The sequence below is a fragment of the Streptomyces sp. NPDC008150 genome (assembly GCF_042956945.1).
GTDB lineage: Bacteria > Actinomycetota > Actinomycetes > Streptomycetales > Streptomycetaceae > Streptomyces.
The window spans coordinates 1-18391 of sequence record NZ_JBIBHJ010000021.1 but is presented as its reverse complement, the minus strand read 5'-3'; the positions used below and the strand labels follow the sequence as shown (position 1 = coordinate 18391).

General features: G+C 72.5%; 14 protein-coding genes and 2 pseudogenes. 5 read left to right on the top strand and 11 right to left on the bottom strand.

What is annotated here, in order from left to right; translation table 11 throughout:
- Positions 1–450: 450 nt before the first annotated feature.
- Both ACFZA0_RS34740 and bldG read right to left on the bottom strand, forming a co-directional pair.
- Positions 451–894, bottom strand: coding sequence for an ATP-binding protein (locus ACFZA0_RS34740; protein WP_391024408.1), 444 nt, complete (start codon positions 892–894; stop codon positions 451–453).
- A gap of 105 nt (positions 895–999) precedes the next feature.
- Positions 1000–1341 carry an anti-sigma factor antagonist BldG gene (bldG, locus tag ACFZA0_RS34735; protein ID WP_024885807.1) on the bottom strand — a complete coding sequence of 114 codons (342 nt, stop codon included), beginning with the start codon at positions 1339–1341 and terminating at the stop codon, positions 1000–1002.
- A gap of 81 nt (positions 1342–1422) precedes the next feature.
- Between bldG and ACFZA0_RS34730 the strand changes: the two genes are divergently transcribed.
- On the top strand, positions 1423–3960 hold the full coding sequence (locus ACFZA0_RS34730; protein WP_391024406.1) for a DEAD/DEAH box helicase: 2538 nt from the start codon (positions 1423–1425) through the stop codon (positions 3958–3960).
- 105 nt (positions 3961–4065) lie between these two features.
- On the opposite strand, the gene ACFZA0_RS34725 is transcribed toward ACFZA0_RS34730, so the two are convergent.
- From ACFZA0_RS34725 to ssd, 7 genes and pseudogenes are all read right to left on the bottom strand, one after another.
- Positions 4066–4476 carry an Rv3654c family TadE-like protein gene (locus ACFZA0_RS34725; RefSeq protein ID WP_391024405.1) on the bottom strand — a complete coding sequence of 137 codons (411 nt, stop codon included), beginning with the start codon at positions 4474–4476 and terminating at the stop codon, positions 4066–4068.
- Positions 4477–4631: 155 nt separating this feature from the next.
- A pseudogene (locus tag ACFZA0_RS34720) lies at positions 4632–4949 on the bottom strand (TadE family type IV pilus minor pilin); the annotation flags it as partial.
- A gap of 109 nt (positions 4950–5058) precedes the next feature.
- Positions 5059–5298, bottom strand: a complete 240-nt coding sequence (locus ACFZA0_RS34715; RefSeq protein ID WP_391024404.1) for a DUF4244 domain-containing protein — start codon at positions 5296–5298, stop codon at positions 5059–5061.
- A gap of 111 nt (positions 5299–5409) precedes the next feature.
- Entirely contained in the window at positions 5410–6198 is a 789-nt protein-coding gene (locus ACFZA0_RS34710; RefSeq protein ID WP_391024402.1) for a type II secretion system F family protein, read from the bottom strand.
- Entirely contained in the window at positions 6195–7073 is an 879-nt protein-coding gene (locus tag ACFZA0_RS34705) for a type II secretion system F family protein (RefSeq protein WP_391024400.1), read from the bottom strand. Before ACFZA0_RS34705 ends, ACFZA0_RS34710 begins: the two co-directional genes overlap by 4 nt.
- Before the next feature lie 233 nt (positions 7074–7306).
- A pseudogene (locus tag ACFZA0_RS34700) lies at positions 7307–8506 on the bottom strand (TadA family conjugal transfer-associated ATPase); the annotation flags it as partial.
- 128 nt (positions 8507–8634) lie between these two features.
- Positions 8635–9735 carry a septum site-determining protein Ssd gene (gene ssd / locus ACFZA0_RS34695; RefSeq protein ID WP_391024398.1) on the bottom strand — a complete coding sequence of 367 codons (1101 nt, stop codon included), beginning with the start codon at positions 9733–9735 and terminating at the stop codon, positions 8635–8637.
- 785 nt (positions 9736–10520) lie between these two features.
- Between ssd and ACFZA0_RS34690 the strand changes: the two genes are divergently transcribed.
- Positions 10521–11354: an HAD-IB family hydrolase gene (locus ACFZA0_RS34690; protein WP_391024397.1), complete on the top strand. Its 834-nt coding sequence runs from the start codon at positions 10521–10523 to the stop codon at positions 11352–11354.
- A 420-nt stretch (positions 11355–11774) separates the two neighbouring features.
- On the opposite strand, the gene ACFZA0_RS34685 is transcribed toward ACFZA0_RS34690, so the two are convergent.
- Positions 11775–12599, bottom strand: a complete 825-nt coding sequence (locus ACFZA0_RS34685) for an oxidoreductase (RefSeq protein ID WP_391024395.1) — start codon at positions 12597–12599, stop codon at positions 11775–11777.
- 100 nt (positions 12600–12699) lie between these two features.
- On the opposite strand from ACFZA0_RS34685, the gene ACFZA0_RS34680 reads away from it, so the two are divergent.
- A complete protein-coding gene (locus ACFZA0_RS34680; protein ID WP_391024532.1) occupies positions 12700–13683 on the top strand; it encodes an ATP-binding protein in 984 nt (327 codons plus the stop codon).
- A gap of 62 nt (positions 13684–13745) precedes the next feature.
- On the opposite strand, the gene ACFZA0_RS34675 is transcribed toward ACFZA0_RS34680, so the two are convergent.
- Positions 13746–15017, bottom strand: coding sequence for a hypothetical protein (locus tag ACFZA0_RS34675; RefSeq protein ID WP_391024394.1), 1272 nt, complete (start codon positions 15015–15017; stop codon positions 13746–13748).
- Between the two features lie 336 nt (positions 15018–15353).
- On the opposite strand from ACFZA0_RS34675, the gene ACFZA0_RS34670 reads away from it, so the two are divergent.
- Positions 15354–17702, top strand: a complete 2349-nt coding sequence (locus ACFZA0_RS34670; protein WP_391024392.1) for a SulP family inorganic anion transporter — start codon at positions 15354–15356, stop codon at positions 17700–17702.
- A gap of 459 nt (positions 17703–18161) precedes the next feature.
- Positions 18162–18391, top strand: a 230-nt coding sequence (locus ACFZA0_RS34665) for an acetyl-coenzyme A synthetase N-terminal domain-containing protein (RefSeq protein WP_391024531.1), incomplete at its 3' end; no start/stop codon positions are given.

The window sequence follows — 18391 nt, the reverse complement described above, 5'->3', positions numbered from 1 at the left end:
CCGCCGACAGGCAATGATCGCGGAGAGGATTCGGAGATCATCCGGCCCGGAAATCGGTAATGCCCCTGGCGCATGGGCGATCCACCGGTTACCCAATTCTGCCGAAGATCAGAATACGGTCGCCCATAGATCAATTCCCCACCCTTTTCCCGCCGCCCACCCGCCACCGCCCGTCCCCACCCACACCTGCCGCTAATGCCTTTGGTGTGTGAATTACCTGTCCGGTGCCCCGGACCCCGATCGATCGTGAAGGAATTCACGAAAAGGGTCGGCTGCCGGGCGGTAACCGTGAACCGGCGCGGACCGGGCGGCCCCAGGACACGCCGAAGGGCCCCACGGCGTGCGTGGGGCCCTTCGGGTGAACAACAGGTCCGCGGGACGCCGACAAGCGGTGCGGCTCAGAACCGCCGGGCGGTCATCAGGATCGCGGGGCTGCGGACGGCAGCGGGCTCAGGACAGCAGGGTCGCCTGGATCGGAGCGGCGGTGGGCCAGGTCATGCGGATCAGGCCGCCGTGCTCGCCGGCCGTGACCTCCACGTCGTCGACGAGACCGCTGATCACGGCGAGTCCCATCTCGTCGTCCTCGGCCTCGGCGTCCAGATCCTCCGAGGCACCTCCTGGAGCACGGTCGCCCGGCGCAGCGCGCGGGGCCTCGTCGCCGACCTCGATGGAGAACTGCTTCTCCTCCTCGATCAGCTGCACCAGCACGGGTGCCGAGATCCCGCTGCCCTGGTGCAGTCCGACGGCACGGGTGCAGGCCTCGCCGACCGCGAGTCTGACCTCGTCGAGTACGGCCTCGTCCACTCCGGCACGGCGCGCCACCGCTGCCGCCACCAGACGGGCGGTCCTGACGTGCTCGGGAAGCGCGCTGAAGCGGAGCTCAACGGTGGCCATGCGTCCCCCTCGGAACTAAGGGCGTGCTGTCGGGGGGCCGAGCCGCCGAACGCCCGGACCCCCGCAGGAAGTACTCCGGTCCGGACCCACGGCCCGGTCCGGCTGTCAGTCGGTGGCCGCCACCGCTTCCTCGACCGAGGTGTGGATCGGGAACACCTTGGTGAGGCCGGTGATACGGAAGATCTTGAGAATGCGCTCCTGGTTGCAGACCAGGCGCAGCGAGCCCTCATGGGCACGGACACGCTTCAGACCGCCGACCAGCACGCCGAGACCGGTGGAGTCGAGGAAGTCCACGCCCTCCATGTCGACGACGAGGTGAAAACTCCCGTCGTTCACCAGTTCAACAAGCTGCTCGCGCAGTTTGGGCGCGGTATACACGTCGATTTCGCCACCGACCCTGACGATCGTGCGATCGCCGATGGTCTCGGTCGACAGGGACAGGTCCACGGATCCTCCAGCACCTTGCTATCGAGCGGTCGCCCCTCGGGACACCTCGGCTTGATCCCCCGGGACGGTTCGCCAGCCGCGTTGGCATTCAATCACTTACCGGCAGGCGTGCACGACGCCTTGGACCCATTGTCCGTCACGCCGGTGACACACTCGATGCCGATGGCCATAAATCACCGGTCCGATCGACCCCCGACGGACAACGCCTCCCGCCCCGCCCCCGGCACGGTTCTGGACCGTCTCGCCTCGGGGCCGGGCAGGGCTTCGCGCATCACTCATACGGAGCACTTGCCCCCGCGTGCGGGCCGTCATGCCGTCTGGCCGGACCGGATCCGTCCCGAGGTCGTCGCCGCGGTACAGGCCGCCGGGATCGAGCATCCCTGGGCCCACCAGGCACGCGCTGCCGAGCACGCGCTCGACGGCGAGTCCGTCGTCGTCTCCACGGGCACCGCCTCCGGCAAGTCCCTGGGCTACCTCGTGCCCGTGCTCTCGCGCCTCCTGGAGGGTTCCGAGGCACCCAACGGCCGCGGCGCCACCGCCCTCTACCTCGCCCCGACGAAGGCGCTCGCGGCCGACCAGTGCCGTGCCGTGAAGGACCTCTCCCGGCCGCTGGGAAACTCCGTGCGAACCGCCGTGTACGACGGCGACACGCCGTTCGAGGAACGCGAGTGGGTTCGCCAGTACGCCACCTACGTCCTCACGAACCCCGACATGCTGCACCGCGGCATCCTCCCCTCCCACGCCCGCTGGTCGTCCTTCCTGCGCGCCCTGAAGTACGTCGTCGTCGACGAGTGCCACACCTACCGCGGCGTCTTCGGCTCGCACGTCGCCCAGGTGCTGCGCCGGCTGCGCAGACTGTGCGCGCGCTACGGCGCGTCGCCCGTGTTCCTGCTGGCCTCGGCGACCGCCGCGGAGCCCGCCGTCGCCGCCCGCCGGCTCACCGGCCTGCCCGTCGCGGAGGTCGCCGAGGACGCCTCACCGCGCGGTGAGCTGGTCTTCGCCCTCTGGGAACCCCCGCTCACCGAGCTGCACGGCGAGAAGGGCGCCCCGGTGCGCCGCACCGCCACCGCCGAGACCGCCGACCTCCTCACCGACCTGACCGTCCAGGGCGTGCGGTCCATCGCCTTCGTACGGTCCCGGCGCGGCGCCGAGCTGATCTCGGTGATCGCCAAGGAACGCCTCGCCGAGATCGACCGCTCGCTCCCCCGGCGCGTCGCCGCCTACCGGGGCGGCTACCTCCCCGAGGAACGCCGCGCCCTCGAACGCGCCCTGCACTCCGGCGAACTCCTCGGCCTCGCCGCCACCACCGCCCTCGAACTCGGCGTCGACGTCTCCGGCCTCGACGCCGTGGTCATCGCCGGCTATCCCGGCACCCGTGCCTCCCTGTGGCAGCAGGCCGGCCGCGCCGGACGCTCCGGCCAGGGCGCCCTCGCGGTCCTCGTCGCCCGCGACGACCCGCTGGACACCTTCCTCGTCCATCATCCCGAGGCCCTGTTCGACCAACCGGTGGAATCCACCGTCCTCGACCCGGACAACCCCTACGTCCTGGCCCCCCACCTCTGCGCCGCCGCGGCCGAGCTGCCCCTGACCGACGACGACCTCGCCCTGTTCGGGCCGGCCTGCGCCGAACTGCTGCCGCAGCTGGAGGCCGCGAAGCTGCTGCGCCGCCGGACGAAGGCCTGGCACTGGACCCGCCGCGAACGCGCCGCCGACCTCACCGACATCCGCGGCGGCGGCGGACGCCCGGTGCAGATCGTCGAGGCCGGTACGGGACGGCTGCTCGGCACCGTCGACGAGGAGGCCGCCCACGCGACCGTCCACGAGGGTGCCGTCCACCTCCACCAGGGCCGCACCTACCTGGTGCGCTCCCTGGACCTGGAGGATTCCGTCGCCCTCGTCGAGGAGGCCTCCCCGCCCTACTCGACGGCCGCCCGCGACACCACGGCGATCTCCGTCCTGGAGACCGACGTCGAGATCCCCTGGGGCGACGGCCGTCTCTGCTACGGCTCCGTCGAGGTCACCAACCAGGTCGTCTCCTTCCTGCGCCGCCGGGTCATGACCGGCGAGGTGCTGGGCGAGACGAAGCTCGACCTGCCGCCCAGGACCCTGCGCACCCGCGCCGTGTGGTGGACGGTCACCGAGGACCAGCTCGACGCCGCACGCGTCAACCCGGAGATCCTCGGCGGCGCCCTGCACGCCGCGGAGCACGCCTCGATCGGCATGCTGCCGCTCTTCGCCACCTGCGACCGCTGGGACATCGGCGGCGTCTCCGTCCCCCTGCACCCCGACACCCTCCTTCCGACGGTCTTCGTCTACGACGGCCACCCCGGCGGGGCGGGCTTCGCCGAACGCGCCTTCCACACCGCCCGCGAGTGGCTCACCGCCACCCGCGAGGCCATCGCCTCCTGCGAGTGCGACGCCGGCTGCCCCTCGTGCATCCAGTCGCCCAAGTGCGGCAACGGCAACGAGCCCCTGCACAAACGCGGCGCCGTCCGCCTCCTCACGGTCCTGCTGCGGGACGCTCCCCAGGACCTGGGCAGCCCGGAGGATCCGAAGCGCCCCGAGGATCCGGCCGAGCCGGAAGGAAGCGACAACCCGGCACCAACTCCCCTTTCCTGACCGGCGGGTGGGCGCGGCAGCCAGCGTCGAGGGCGGCAGAGGCAGAGGGCGCTCGGCCGTCCCCGTCCCCGTACGCACCGGGCCGACGCGCCCGCGGGCCCGCCCTCACCCGGGCGGCCCCGCCCGCGCCCGCACCTCCGCCGCGAACGGTCCCTGTCCCGCGCTCGCGGTGACGTCCGAGATCTCCCCGACGACCACGCACCGCACGAGCCGTACGCCCTGTTCCCGGGCCAGCCGTCCGGCCCGCGCACAGGCCTCGGGACTCCCGTCCGCCCAGTGGTCGGCGGCGGTCAGCGCGGCCAGGTCGGCCCCGCCGGCGGCACGGTGACGCGCCACGACCGCCTGCCCCGCCGCGAGCAGGACCCCGAACACCACGCACAGCACGGCGATCGCCCCCACACTCCAGACGGTCGCGGAACCCCGGTCACCCCCGCCCCCGCCGCCGGTCCAACGCCGCCAACACCCCTTCCACCCCGCCCGGTTGACCCTCTCCGCACCCCTCTCTCCCTCGTTCACCGCTCCGCACTCTCCCGACTCTCCCGCCCACTGTGGGCGTCGGCGTCCCGCCCCGCCGTCAACTCGCGCCGTGGCGGCTGCCGTTGGTCGTCACCCGTCACCCCACCCAGCCCCTCCGCCCCACTCCCTTCCTCGACGGACGCCACCGTCGTGCCGCCCTGCGTCTCCTCCGCCGCCGCGACGGCCTCCTCCCGGAGGTCGAACGGCAGCCCGCCCAGCCCCGGCGGTCGCGCCACGACGACCACCCGCACCTGCCCCTCCCCGCGGCTGACGGTGACCGTGGCGCCCTTCGGTGCCGCCTCGCGGGTCACCTGCACGACGGCGTCTGCCGGGTCCTGCCGGGCGGCCGCCCTCGCTCCCGTCCGCGCGGCGTCGACGCACTGCAACTGCGCGCCCACCGCCAACAGCCCCCACACCAACGCCATGGCGAACAGCACCAGCACGGGGAGGACGGCGGCCGACTCCGCGGTCACGAACCCGCCGTCCGCACCGAGCCGTTGGCGCCGCCAACCACGGCCTGTCGCCGGAACCGTTCGCGGGCGTGGCCCTGTTCGCCCGCCCTGTCCCCTCCGCGGCTCCCGCTCACATCCGCGCACTGAGCGCCCGTTTCACGATCTCCTGGAGTTCCGTCTTGACCTGCCCGCTCGTCACCACCTGGTAGAGCAGCACCGCGAACGCCACCGCCGCCACGATGCCCATGGCGTACTCGGAGGTGACCATCCCGGCGTCCGCACGCCGCCAGGGCCGCAACCGTCGCACGCGTCGCAACGCCCACAGCCGTTCCCGAACCGTCCCGTACTTCTCGAACCCCGTGATCTTCATGTCCTGTCGCTCCTCGCCTCGTTCTCGTCGTCGTTCTCGTCCATGACCTGTCCGTGTCCCGCCCGCGCCGCGCGCCGCACCCCCGACGCGACGGGCCGTGCCTCCGCCCGCTCAGCCCCCACCCCCTCCCAGCACGCCGCCCGCCAGGCCGATCACCACGGGCAGCACGCCGACGGCGATGAACGCGGGCAGGAAGCACAGGCCGACCGGGGCGGTGACCATGACGGCCGCACGGCGGGCCCTCGTCGTCGCCGCACGCACCCACTCGGCGCGGGCATCCGCCGCGAGCCGCGCCACCGGTGCGACGGCCGGTACGCCGGACTCGTCCGCCCGCTCCAACAGCCGCGCCAGGCCGGCGGCGCCCGGCAGCACGGCCAGTCCGCGCCAGGCGTCGGCCGGGGCACCGCCGAGCCGAGCCTCGGCAGCTCCGTGCGCCAACCGGTCACCCACGGGACCGCCCAGGGCCTCACCCACCGCCCGTGCGGCGGCCACCGTGCCCGCTCCCGCCGCGATGCACGCCGCCAGCAGGTCTGCCGCCAGCGGGAGTTGACGCCCGGCATGCGCCGCGTCGAACTCGGGCTCGGGCACCGCGGCCGTCTGTCGCAGCCGCCATCTCCACAGCCCCGCTGCGACGACCAGGCCGAGTCCGGCACCGACGATTCCTCCGACGAGCACCCACCCCGCCACCACGATCCCCAGGGCGGGTAACCACCGCCGGAGCCTGCCGACCGGCAGGGCGAGCCGCGTCCGGGCCACGGGTGCCGGGGCCGCCAGCAGCCCGGTCAGGCGCCGGCGGGCAACCTGCGCGCGGCGGGCGGACACCGTCCGCCGCACGAGCAGTCCGCTCAGCCCGGCAATCCCCACGGCCTCCCCCAGCCTGTGGACAACTTCCGCGTTCACAGCGCCTCCGCTCCTCTGACGATCCGCAGGGCCCACCACAGCCCCAGGCCCTCGAACACCCCACCCGCCACCAGGCACCCCAGACCCGCGCCGGTGTGCAGCAGCACGTGCAGGGGGTCGGCGCCCATGGCCGTCCCGAGGAGCAGTCCCACACTCGGCAGGCCCGCGAGCATCACCGCCGTGGCTCGGGCGGACGCCAACTGCGCCCTGAGATCGGCATGTTGGTCCCGCTCCGCACGCAGGGCGCCTTCGAGCCTGTCCAGCCCGTCCGCCAGCCCGGCGCCCCGGTCGACCGCCACCCGCCAGCACGCCGCGAGCCCCAGCAGGCCGTCGGCCCCCGGTTCCTCGGCGGCCACCGCGAGCGCCCCGGGAACGTCCCCGCCGAACCGCGCCGCCGCCAGCACCGCCGCCGACCCGCCGCCCAGGCCGCCGGAGTCCCGCGCGGCGGCCAACAGCGCCTCGCCCGGCTGCCGTCCCGCCCGGACCTCCCCGGCGACGGCACCGCACAGGACGATCACCGCCTCGCCCCGGGCCTCCCCGGCCCGTCGCGCGCAGCGCGCCAGCCGTGCCCGGCGCAGCACCGGCACCACGGCCGCGCCCGCCACCGCCGGCACCACCGAGGTGCCCAGCACCGCGAGGACCAGCCCGGCCGCCAGGGCCCACCACTCGGGCCGCAACCTCGCCCTCAGCCGGTGCAGTTCGCCGCCGACGCGCTCCCAGCCCGGGGGCCCCGCGCCGACGACACCACCGCCCGCGAGCAGCAGTTGCGCCCGGCGCGCACCCGACCGGCGACCGCCCACCAGCCACACCGCCGCTCCGCCGCACAGCAGCACCGCGCCCAGCGCCTGCCCGGTCCCGCTTCCCCCTCCGGTCATCCCGACCACCGTTCCTCCCGCCTGTGCACGGCCGCCGTGCCCGTCGCCGCCGTGCCCGTTGCCGCCGACCCGGTGACGCCCGCGCTCGGGGCCGCCACGCTCGGGACTTCCGTGCCACCCGGGGGCGCCGCCCCGTACGGAGCGACCGTCGGTGTCGGCCCCGCCGGGAGCCCGTACGCGCGTCCCAACTCCCTTGCGATGTCCGCCCGGTGCTCCTCCTCCGGCGGCGCTTCGCCCCGTTCACCCAGCAGCGCCCGCAACCGGTCCCAGCCCCGTTCGCGCACGAACGCTCCGGGACCCCAGCGCAGCGCCGGCACCGTGCGCACCAGCCCGGCCGGGTCCCGCTCCAGCACATGGACCTCGGCGATCCTCCGGCGCCCGGTACGGTCGCGCACCAGGTGCAGCACCACCGAGAGCGCCGCCGCCAACTGGCTGTGCAGGGCCGCCCTGTCCAGCCCGGCCGCGGTTCCCAGCGCCTCAAGCCGGGCCGGCACGTCGGCCGCCGCGTTGGCGTGGACGGTGCCGCAGCCGCCCTCGTGGCCGGTGTTCAGCGCTGCCAGCAGGTGGACGACCTCGGGCCCGCGCACCTCGCCCACGACCAGCCGGTCCGGGCGCATCCGCAGTGCCTGCCGCACCAGGTCCTCCAGGGTGACCAGGCCCGCGCCCTCCTGGTTGGCGGGTCTGGCCTCCAGCCGCACGACGTGCGGATGGTCCGGCCGCAGTTCCGCGGAGTCCTCGGCGAGCACGATCCGCTCGTCCCCGCCGACCAGCCCCAGCAGGGCGCTGAGCAGGGTGGTCTTCCCGGTCCCCGTGCCACCGCTGACGATGAAGGACAGCCGTGCCCGAAGGAGCGCCCGCAGCAGCCGGTCACCGCCCGGCGGCACGGTCCCTGCCGCCACCAGTTCGCCGAGCGTGAAGGCCCTCGGCCGGACGACCCGCAGGGACAGACACGTGCACCCGACGGCCACCGGCGGAAGCACCGCGTGCAGACGCGTGCCGTCGGGCAGCCGGGCGTCCACCCAGGGCCGGGCGTCGTCGAGACGGCGGCCCGCGACCGCCGCCAGCCGCTGCGCGAGTCGCCGCACGGCCGCCGCGTCGGTGAACCGGACCGGCGACGGCTCCAGGCCACCGCCCCGGTCCACCCACACCCGGTCGGGAGCGGAGACCAGGACGTCCGTGACCGACGGATCGGCGAGCAGGGGGTCCAGCGGACCGCTGCCCACCAGTTCGGAACGCAACTGGGCGGCGGTACGCAGTACTTCGGCGTCGCCGAGCACCCGTCCCTGCTGACGCAGAGCCTGTGCCACTCGCGCGGGCGTGGGCTCCGCCCCGCTCTCGGCCAGCCTGCGACGCACCCCGTCCAGCAGCCCCACCACCGCATCGGTGTCGGCGACGGTGCCCTCGGCCCCGCTGCCGGGCCCGCCCGGTGACACGGCGCCGGGCGCGGAGCCCGGTCGTCCGGCAGACGGGGCCGGGTATCCGTAGGGCGCTTCCCCTCCGACGGCACTCGTTCCGAGCGGTGCAGCCGCAGCGCCCGCCCGTCCCACGCCGTGGTCGCCGTTCACGCGTCCGCCGCCTCGACGAGTGCCCGCTCCCAGAACGTCGTGCAGAAGCGGGCCAGTGGTCCGCGCCCCGCACCGGGCGGTGTCCGACCGGCGACCTGCCGCGGCAGCCCCGGGTCCGGCGGCACCTCACCCACCAGGGGCAGCCCCAGCAGCCGGGCCACCTCGCGCTCGTCCAGACCCGGCTCGTACGGGCCCCGGACCGCCACCCGCAGGTCGCGCAGAACCATGCCGACCGCCGACGAGACCCTGCTCGCGGCCGCCACCGCGCGCAGTTCGGCGGGCACCACCAGAATTCCCAGGTCCAACTGGGCGAGGACCTCGGCGACGCCCTCGTCGAGGCGCCGCGGCAGATCGACCACGACGGCCCCGCCGCGTCGTCGCGCGGCGGCGAGCACCGCCCGTACGGCCTGCGGCGGCACCGCCACGCGGTCGCCGCGGTCCCAGCTGAGGACGCGCAGGGAGTGCAGCTCCGGCAGGGACTCCTCCAGGGCGCCGCCGCCGACCCTGCCGCGCGAGGCCGCGAACGCGGGCCAGCGCAGCCCTTCCACCGCCTCCCCGCCGAGCAGGACGTCGAGTCCGCCGCCCAATGGATCCGCGTCCACCAGCAGCGTGCGCAGCCCCTCGTGGGCCGCGGTCACCGCCAGCGCGCAGGCCAGGGTCGACGCACCCGCTCCGCCGCGCCCGCCGATGACTCCGACGGTCAGCGCGGGACGGCCGACGCCCTCGGCCACGTCCGCGATGCGGTCGATGAGCCACTGTTCGCCGTCCGGCAGCATCAGGACGTGGTCGGCGCCGATCTCGACGGCGCGCCGCCAGACGCCCGGATCGTCCTGGTCGCGGCCGACCAGCACCACGCCCGGTCGGCGCGGCGCGCCCCGGACGCGCCGTGCCGCGTCGTCACCGACCAGGACGAGCGGTGCGCCGTCCCAGCGGCCGCCCGGCCCGGGTGGACCGTGGTGCACCTCCGGTGTGGCTCCGGCCGCCGCGCAAAGGCGGAGCAGGTCGTCGAGGAGCACCGCGTCCTCGGTGACGATCAGCGGTTTGCCCTGGCGCCCCCGGGCGGCGGGCGGAGGTTCCTCCGTGATGGCTCCGGCCATGATGTGTGTCCCCCATTTCTGTGATTCCTCGGGTGAATTGCGCGAGCCCGATGCGGCGCTTTCCGCACCGACGGTTTTCGCGGAACTGCCTTTGTCCGCCGACCTGTTCGTCCGGCGCGCACCCCTCCTCCGTCGTGGCCCGCCGACCGGCGCCGGCTCGCCCTGCGACGCTGGTCGGGCCGGGTTCCGGAACCGCCCGCGCTTCGGGAGACCCGGAACACCAGGGCCTCCCGCCGCGCGAATACCGGCGGGCTTTCCACTTTTCTGCTGGGCGGATTCGGGTGGTGCGAGCAGGCCCGGTCCACGGGAGTCCGGTCGGCGACCGCCGCCCCGTCCGGGACCTGCTGGAATCACCATGCGGGGATCGGGGAAATCCCGTGGATCTTGGTCGAAAACTGTGGACAACTCGAAGGCTGTGAATATCGCCGCCACCCTCATCGGTGACTCGCGCAACGAGTTTCGGACGCACCCCTGCGGACTTCGGGAAATCTTCCGGAGAGCGTCGCCATGACTACCCTCGGTGACGAATCGAGGGCGCGACGAGGCCACGGCAACCAGGGCCGCGAGGACGCGGATCAACCGCGAAAAGAAGGGGAAAAACCCACCCGGACATGCGACGACCCCCGCCGGGGGGGAGAGCGGGGGTCGTCCCCACGGCCGACTCGGGGGGGGAGGAGTCGGGCCGGGTTAGCACGGTCGCGAACGATCCGTGACTTCCATGGTGTACCCGAGAGACCTCTCAGGCAAACCCACGCGCCACACCTTACGCCGAATGGGCTGCCCCTATGCTCGGGGTCGTGGAAAACCACTCCTTGCCCCGCACAGCGGCGTTCTTCGACCTGGACAAGACGGTCATTGCGAAGTCGAGCACGCTCACCTTCAGCAAGTCCTTCTACCAAGGCGGCCTGATCAACCGCCGGGCCGTACTGCGGACCGCGTACGCGCAGTTCGTCTTCCTGGCGGGCGGCGCCGACCACGACCAGATGGAGCGCATGCGCGCGTACCTGTCCGCGCTGTGCCGCGGCTGGAACGTCCAGCAGGTCAAGGAGATCGTCGCCGAGACGCTGCACGACCTCATCGACCCGATCATCTACGACGAGGCCGCGTCCCTCATCGAGGAGCACCACACCGCCGGCCGCGACGTCGTCATCGTGTCGACGTCCGGTGCCGAGGTGGTCGAGCCGATCGGTGAACTCCTGGGCGCCGACCGCGTGGTGGCGACCCGCATGGTGGTCGGGGCCGACGGCTGCTTCACCGGGGAGGTGGAGTACTACGCCTACGGGCCCACCAAGGCCGAGGCCGTCAAGGAGCTGGCCGCCTCGGAGGGGTACGACCTCGCCCGCTGCTACGCGTACAGCGACTCGATCACCGACGTGCCGATGCTGGAGTCGGTGGGCCACCCGCACGTGGTGAACCCCGACCGGACCCTGCGCCGCGAGGCCGGTACGCGCGGGTGGCCGGTTCTCGACTTCCACAAGCCGGTACGGCTCAAGCAGCGGCTGCCCGCGTTCTCCGTGCCGCAGCGTCCGGCGCTCGCGGCGGTGGCCGCCATAGGCGCCGCGGCGGCCACCGCGGGACTCGTCTGGTACGCGAGCCGTCGCCGGGCCGCGGCCGTCTGACCTGCGGCTCGCCCGGCTTCCGACGTCAACGCCCCGCAGGGGCACGGCACTTCGAAGAGCCTTTTGACCCTTTTCGTGGCGAAAAGTAAAGAAGTGCGGTCAGGGCTTTCGCTTGCCCGCCGCCGGGAGTACAAAGGAATCAGCGGCCCGCGAGACCGAGGGACATCCGAGAGGACGACCCTTCTGTACGCATCCGGCCCCACGGACCGAGCACCGACACAGGGCACCCACGCGACGTCGACCCGTCGATTACGGGCCAGCCGCACCAGGTAACGGGACGAGGTTTCCCACCTGATGGGCAATATTCCGAGGACGCCTGGTAACCCGGTGGACGTGCCAGCGGCGGTACGAGAACTCGTACCGCCGCATTTTTGTGGGGAGTTCACCGCGCACGCGGGCGTGGGCGGGCCGTCGCGTGCGTCACGCGGCTCCGCGCTGGAGCGCCTCGCACACCGCCGTCGACTCGCGTGCGCCCAGCTCGACCGCACGGCCGCAGTGCGAGATCCAGGACGCCATGCCCTCGGGCGCACCGGAGACGTAGCCGTCGAGGGCCTTGAGGTAGTCGGCGCGGCCGAGTTCGGCGTGGCCCACCTCGGCGGCGCAGACCGACTTCGGGTCGAGTCCGCTGCCCACCAGGACGATGCGCTCGGCCGTGCGCGCGACGAGGCCGTTGTGGTCGGCGAAGGGGCGCAGCGCCAGGATCTCGCCGTGCACGACGGCGGCCGTCACCAGGGCCGGCGCGGCACTGCCCGCGACGACCAGTTCCGACAGTCCCTCCAGCCGGCCGGAGACCTCGGCGGCGTCGGGCAGCGGCAGTTCGACGAGCGGTTCGTCGACCGGTTCACCCCGGCGACGCGGGCGGCCGGTCTCGTCGCGGTTGTTCCCGGCGGCCACCAGGTGCAGCCGCGCGAGGACCCGCAGCGGTGACTGCCGCCAGATGGACAGCAGTTGGCCGGCCTCCGCCGTCAGCCGCAGGGCGGCGCCCACCACGCGCGCCTCCTCGTCACCGCTGAAGTCGGTGCGGCGGCGGACCTCCTCCAGCGCCCAGTCGGCACCGGAGAGCGCCGCCGAACCCCGCGCTCCGCGCAGTGCGGCCTCCGCGGTGATCTGGTTGCTGCGGCGGCGCATGATCCGGTGTCCGTAGACCCGGTCCACGGCCTTGCGCACGGACTCGACGGAGTCGGCCACGCCGGGCAGGGAGCCCAGGGCCGCGAGCGGATCGACTTTCGCGTCTGTCGTACTCATGAGTACGACACTACGCATCCCGGCGCCCGCCCCACGAAGGAGTGGTCTTCTTCACGCACCCATGTCACTCAGCGCCAACGGAAAGCTACTCTTCGTGACCATGAAAATTGCCTTCGTGGGAAAGGGCGGCAGCGGCAAGACAACGCTGTCCTCCCTCTTCGTGCGTCATCTCGCGTCGGTCGCGGCGCCGGTGGTCGCGGTCGACGCCGACATCAACCAGCATCTGGGCCCGGCCCTCGGGCTCACCGAGGAGGAGGCTGCCGCACTGCCCGCCATGGGCGAACGGCTGCCCCTCATCAAGGACTACTTGCGCGGCACCAACCCGCGCATCGCCTCCGCCGACACGATGATCAAGACCACACCGCCCGGCGAGGGTTCGCGTCTGGTGCGGGTCCGCGAGGACAACCCGGTGTACGAGGCCTGTGCGCGGGACGTGGAACTCGACGGCGGCACGGTCCGTTTGATGGTCACCGGGCCCTTCACGGACTCCGACGTGGGGGTCTCCTGCTACCACTCCAAGACCGGAGCGGTGGAGCTGTTCCTGAACCACCTGGTCGACGGCCGCCGGGACTACGTGGTGGTCGACATGACGGCCGGCTCCGACTCCTTCGCCTCCGGCATGTTCACCCGGTTCGACATGACGTTCCTGGTCGCCGAGCCGACCCGGAAGGGCGTCTCCGTCTACCGGCAGTACAAGGAGTGCGCCCGCGACTTCGGCGTCGCCCTGAAGGTCGTCGGCAACAAGGTGCAGGGCCGGGACGACCTCGACTTCCTGCGCGCCGAGGCGGGCGACGACCTGCTGACGACGTTCGCGCACTCGGACTGGGTGCGCGCCGCGGAGAGGGGCCGCCCGCGGGGTTTCGGGCTTTTGGAGGACGACAACCGGCGGGCGCTGTCCGTCCTGAAGGACGCCGCCGACGCCACGTACGCGCTGCGCGACTGGGAGCGCTACACGCGGCAGACGGTGCACTTCCACCTGAAGAACGCCGCCTCCTGGGGAAACGCGCGCACCGGGGTCGACCTGGCGGCACAGGTCGACCCCGGCTTCCTCCTCGGCGAGCACCGCGTCGCGGCACCCGCCTGACGTCCGGGAGGACGGCGGGCGGGGCCGGGAGCGCGATTCTCAGGCCACCCGGAGGCGGGCGGTCACTGCTTGGCGGCCGGCGCCCCGGGGACGCCCTTCGGTGCCGGCGCCGGGTGCCCGGACAGGAAGGACGCCCAGCCCTGCTTCGGTGCCTCGCCGACGTTCAGACCCCGCAGCTTCTGGACGGTCTGCGGATCCTGCGCGTCCAGCCAGTCGGACAACTGCCGGAAGGAGACGCAGCGCACGTCGGGCTTGTTGCACACCGTCTTGACCACGTCCTCGACGGCCTTCATGTAGGTGCCGCCGTTCCAGGACTCGAAGTGGTTGCCGATGATCAGCGGCGCGCGGTTGCCGTCGTAGGCCCGGTCGAAGCCCTTGAGCAGCCCGTCGCGCATCTGGTCGCCCCAGTACGCATACTTGTCCGGGTCGCCCTGGGTCTGCGTGCCGGACTGGTTGACCATGAAGTTGTAGTCCATGGTCAGCTGCTCGTAGGAGTGGCCGGGGAAGGGCACGAGCTGCATGGACAGGTCCCACAGCCCGTCCTTCTTCGCCGGCCAGACCTGGTTGTCGACCCCGCTGGTGTCGTAGCGGAAGCCCATCTCGCTCGCCGCCCTCATGAAGTTCTTCTGTCCTTCGAGGCAGGGCGTGCGGGCTCCGACGAGTTCCTTGTCGTAGTCGAACGGCAGCGCGGCGGCCTTCTTCATGCCGCTGTTCGTCTTCCAGGTCTTGACGAACTGCTTGGCCTGGTTGATCTCGCTCTTCCACTCGTCGACGGACCACTGGCCGACCCCGCCCTCGGGGCCGCAGAAGTGGCCGTTGAAGTGGGTGCCGATCTCGTTGCCCTCCAGCCACGCCAGCCGCAGTTGCTTGACGGTGTCGGAGATTCCCTGTTCGTCGTTGAAACCGATGTCGGAGCGGCCCGGAGAGTGCTGCGGGGGCTTGTAGAGGTCACGCTTCTCCTCCGGCAGCAGGTACACGCCGCTGAGGAAGTACGTCATCTTCGCGTTGTTCTCCTTGGCCACCTCGCGGAAGTGGGAGAACAACTTCTGGCTGTCCTCGCCCGCGCCGTCCCACGAGAACACCACGAACTGCGGCGGCTTCTCCCCGGGCTTGAGCCGCTGGGCCTTCGGCAGGTGGGGCTGCGCCCCGGTGTACGAGGTGGAGCCGTCGCCGATCAGACGGACCACGCTCTTGGGCGCCGCCGGCGCCTTGACCTTCTGCGGGCCGTGCGCCCCTTCCTTCGCACCGGTCGTGCCGAGCCCGCAGCCTGCGAGCGACGCGGCACAGGCCGCGGCGACCACGACGCTCACGGCGATCCTCTGGGTGGCGGCCATGTCCGCCCACCTTCTTCCTTCTCTCAGGCCAACGCCGATGAGGGCGTTTTCTGGTGATGTGCCGGAAAAGGCCGACAGCGCCGCCAAAATCGCATGGGACCGAGAAGGAATAAGTACGACAAGCCGATGAAATAACCACTTCACTCATGAGGGTGATCACTTAGCCCAAATGCGGCGAAAAGTAATGTCTCGGCTTTACTCTGAATTACGGTTCATTTACCGAGCCTTGAATCATCCCGCCACTGCACGCCGTGACCCACGGCCGCGACCCGATCCCCCGCCATCGACGGGGGAGTACCTGTTCCGCGACCGCGCTGCCCCGGAGGAGACGGGAACATGTCAGCCTGCATCCCCACCCGCGCCACCGACCCCCATCGGAAGAAGCGCTCCCACCAGCCCCACAGCCCGCCACCGCTCCCGCCCCGGCGCTTCCGCGTCGCGGGGGCCGATGTGTCCGCGGCGATCGCGGTCTTCCTGATCGCCCTGCCGCTGTCCCTCGGCATCGCCCTCGCCACCGGCGCCCCCCTCCAGGCGGGCCTCGTCGCCGCCGCCGTCGGAGGGCTCGTCGCCGGACGGCTCGGCGGCTGCCCGCTCCAGGTCAGCGGCCCGGCCGCCGGACTCACCGTGGTCACCGCCGACCTCATCCACCTGTACGGATGGCGCACCACCTGCGCCATCACCGCGCTCGCCGGATTGGCCCAACTCGGCCTCGGCTGCCTGCGCGTGGCCCGCAGCGCGCTCGCCGTCAGCCCGGCCGTCGTCCACGGCATGCTCGCCGGCATCGGCATCACGATCGCCGTGGCGCAGCTGCACATCGTCCTCGGCGGCACCCCGCAGAGCTCGGTCCTCGCCAACGTCCGCGCGCTGCCCGCCCAGTTGGCCGGGCTGCACCCGGCCGCCGTCTGCACGAGCGTGCTCACCCTGTTCCTGCTGCTCGCCTGGCCGCGGGTCCCGGGCAGGGCGGGGCGGTTGATGCGGAAGGTGCCCGCCGCGCTCGTGGCCGTCGCCGGGGCCACCGCCGTCGCCTCGCTCGCCGGCCTGCGCCTGGACCGGGTCGAACTGCCCTCCTGGAGCAGCCACTCCCTGTCCGGGCTGCCCGAGGGGCCGGTGCTCGGCATCGCCGCCGCCGTCCTGACGACCACCCTCGTGTGCAGCGTGCAGTCGCTGCTGGGCGCCGTCGCCGTCGACAAGCTCGTCGCCACCCGGCCCGGTCTCGGCGCCCGGGTCGGACGCTCGGACCTGAACCGCGAACTGCTCGGCCAGGGCGCCGCCAACATCGTCTCCGGTGTCCTCGGCGGACTGCCCGTCGCGGGGGTCGCCGTGAGAAGTTCGGCGAACGTGAACGCGGGGGCCGTCAGCCGGAACTCCACGATGCTGCACGGCGTTCTCGTAGTGATCGCCGCACTGCTGATGGTCCCGGCCCTGGAGCTCATCCCGCTCGCCTCGCTGGCCGCCCTGGTCATGGCCGTCGGTATCCAGATGGTTTCCCTGAACCACATCCGTACGGTGACCCGCCACCGGGAAGTCCTCGTCTACGCCGTCACCACGCTCGGCGTGGTTCTCCTCGGTGTGCTGGAGGGCGTCGGACTCGGGGTCGCCGTGGCCGTCGCCGTCGCCCTGCACCGCCTCACCCGCACCCGCATCACGCACGACGAGAAGGAAGGAGTGCATCACGTACACGTCAGGGGCCAGTTGACGTTCCTCGCGGTACCCCGCCTGAGCCGGGCGCTGCACCTGATTCCCCAAGGCAGCCCCGCGGTGGTGGAGTTGGACGGCTCCTTCATGGACCACGCCGCCTACGAGGCCCTGCACGACTGGCAGAAGTCGCACACCGAACAGGGTGGTTCGGTCGAGCTGACCGGCCGCCGGCCCGGTATCCGCATCGCCGAGCCCGGTGACACGGCAGACTGCCGCTGCCGCCCCTGGACGCCGTGGCGCAACCACCAGTGCGACGCCCCGGGCGCCGAACCCGCGACCGGCTCGGCGACGGTGTCCGCCGACCGGGGGGAGCACCAACTGGTGCGCGGCATCAGCGCGTTCCAGCGCAACACCGCCCCGCTCGTCCGCGACGAGCTGGCCCGGCTGGCGCGCGAGGGTCAGCGTCCGACCCAGCTGTTCCTTACCTGCGCGGACTCCCGGCTGGTCACGTCGATGATCACCTCCAGCGGTCCCGGCGACCTGTTCGTCGTGCGCAACGTCGGCAACCTCGTACCGCTGCCCGGCGAGGAGAGCGGTGACGACTCGGTGGCGGCCGCGATCGAGTACGCGGTGGACGTGCTGAAGGTGCGCTCGATCACGGTGTGCGGCCACTCGGGGTGCGGTGCGATGCAGGCCCTGCTCACGAGTGATCCGGACGCCCCGCCGACGCCGCTGCGGCGGTGGCTGCGGCACGGCAGACCGAGCCTGGAGCGCATGGCCGACGACGGCAGGCCCTGGGCGAGACTGTCCGCGCGGCAGCCGGCCGACGCGGTGGAGCAGCTCTGCCTGACCAACGTCGTCCAGCAGTTGGAGCACCTGCGGGCGAACGAGGCGGTCGCGCGCGCACTCGACGCGGGAGCGCTGGAGCTGCACGGGATGTACTTCCACGTGGGTGAGGCGCAGGCCTATCTGCTCGACGGACAGGAGCGCGAGGACGCCGTGTTCGGTCACGTGGCCGGTTCGGAGGAGGCGCACAGCCTGGCCTGACGTCCGCCTCGGGCGGTCGCCCCACCCCCGGAGGGCGGCCGTCATCGCGGTGGTCGACAGCACCCGGGAGCGGCACGGCGGGGCGGTCGCCACGGAGGGTCACCGCCCGAACAGGTTGCCGCACGGGGCGGTCGGATTCGGGCCCGGGGCGGTCCGGTTCGGGCTGCTGTCGAACCGGACCGGGCCGCCCCACGTGCACAGAAGGAAGAAGGAAGGACAGAAAGGCGGCATCAGAAGCGCTCCGTCGGGGAGGCGGAGGAGGGGGCGGGCACACCTATTGTCCGCTCGTGACCCCCTGTACCCGGTCCGGTACGAGTGCCAGGATCGGGAGGGGGTTGACCAACTACCCGCGGTCACAGAAGAATCCGAGAGCGCCGCGATTGGTCTAAACCACACACGGGACGGTGTTGTCTGCATGTTGGGAGTCACGAAGTGAACGAGCGTCCGTCTATCGCCAACATGCTCAAGGAAGAGCGACGGTTCGCACCCCCGGCCGACCTTGCCGCGCACGCCAATGTCACGGCGGAGGCGTACGAGCGGGCGGAGGCCGACCGGCTCGGCTTCTGGGCCGAGCAGGCCCGCCGGCTGAGCTGGGCCAAGGAGCCGACCGAGACCCTGGACTGGTCGAACCCGCCGTTCGCCAAGTGGTTCCAGGACGGCACGCTGAACGTCGCGTACAACTGCGTCGA

Excerpts from the sequence above, each read along its gene's own strand:
- ACFZA0_RS34740 (WP_391024408.1), bottom strand. The coding sequence starts at position 894 with ATGGCCACCGTTGAGCTCCGCTTCAGCGCGCTTCCCGAGCACGTCAGG.
- ACFZA0_RS34715 (WP_391024404.1), bottom strand. The coding sequence starts at position 5,298 with ATGAAGATCACGGGGTTCGAGAAGTACGGGACGGTTCGGGAACGGCTG.
- ACFZA0_RS34705 (WP_391024400.1), bottom strand. The coding sequence starts at position 7,073 with ATGACCGGAGGGGGAAGCGGGACCGGGCAGGCGCTGGGCGCGGTGCTG.
- ssd (WP_391024398.1), bottom strand. The coding sequence starts at position 9,735 with ATGGCCGGAGCCATCACGGAGGAACCTCCGCCCGCCGCCCGGGGGCGC.
- ACFZA0_RS34690 (WP_391024397.1), top strand. The coding sequence starts at position 10,521 with ATGCTCGGGGTCGTGGAAAACCACTCCTTGCCCCGCACAGCGGCGTTC.
- ACFZA0_RS34685 (WP_391024395.1), bottom strand. The coding sequence starts at position 12,599 with ATGAGTACGACAGACGCGAAAGTCGATCCGCTCGCGGCCCTGGGCTCC.
- ACFZA0_RS34680 (WP_391024532.1), top strand. The coding sequence starts at position 12,700 with ATGAAAATTGCCTTCGTGGGAAAGGGCGGCAGCGGCAAGACAACGCTG.
- ACFZA0_RS34675 (WP_391024394.1), bottom strand. The coding sequence starts at position 15,017 with ATGGCCGCCACCCAGAGGATCGCCGTGAGCGTCGTGGTCGCCGCGGCC.
- ACFZA0_RS34670 (WP_391024392.1), top strand. The coding sequence starts at position 15,354 with ATGTCAGCCTGCATCCCCACCCGCGCCACCGACCCCCATCGGAAGAAG.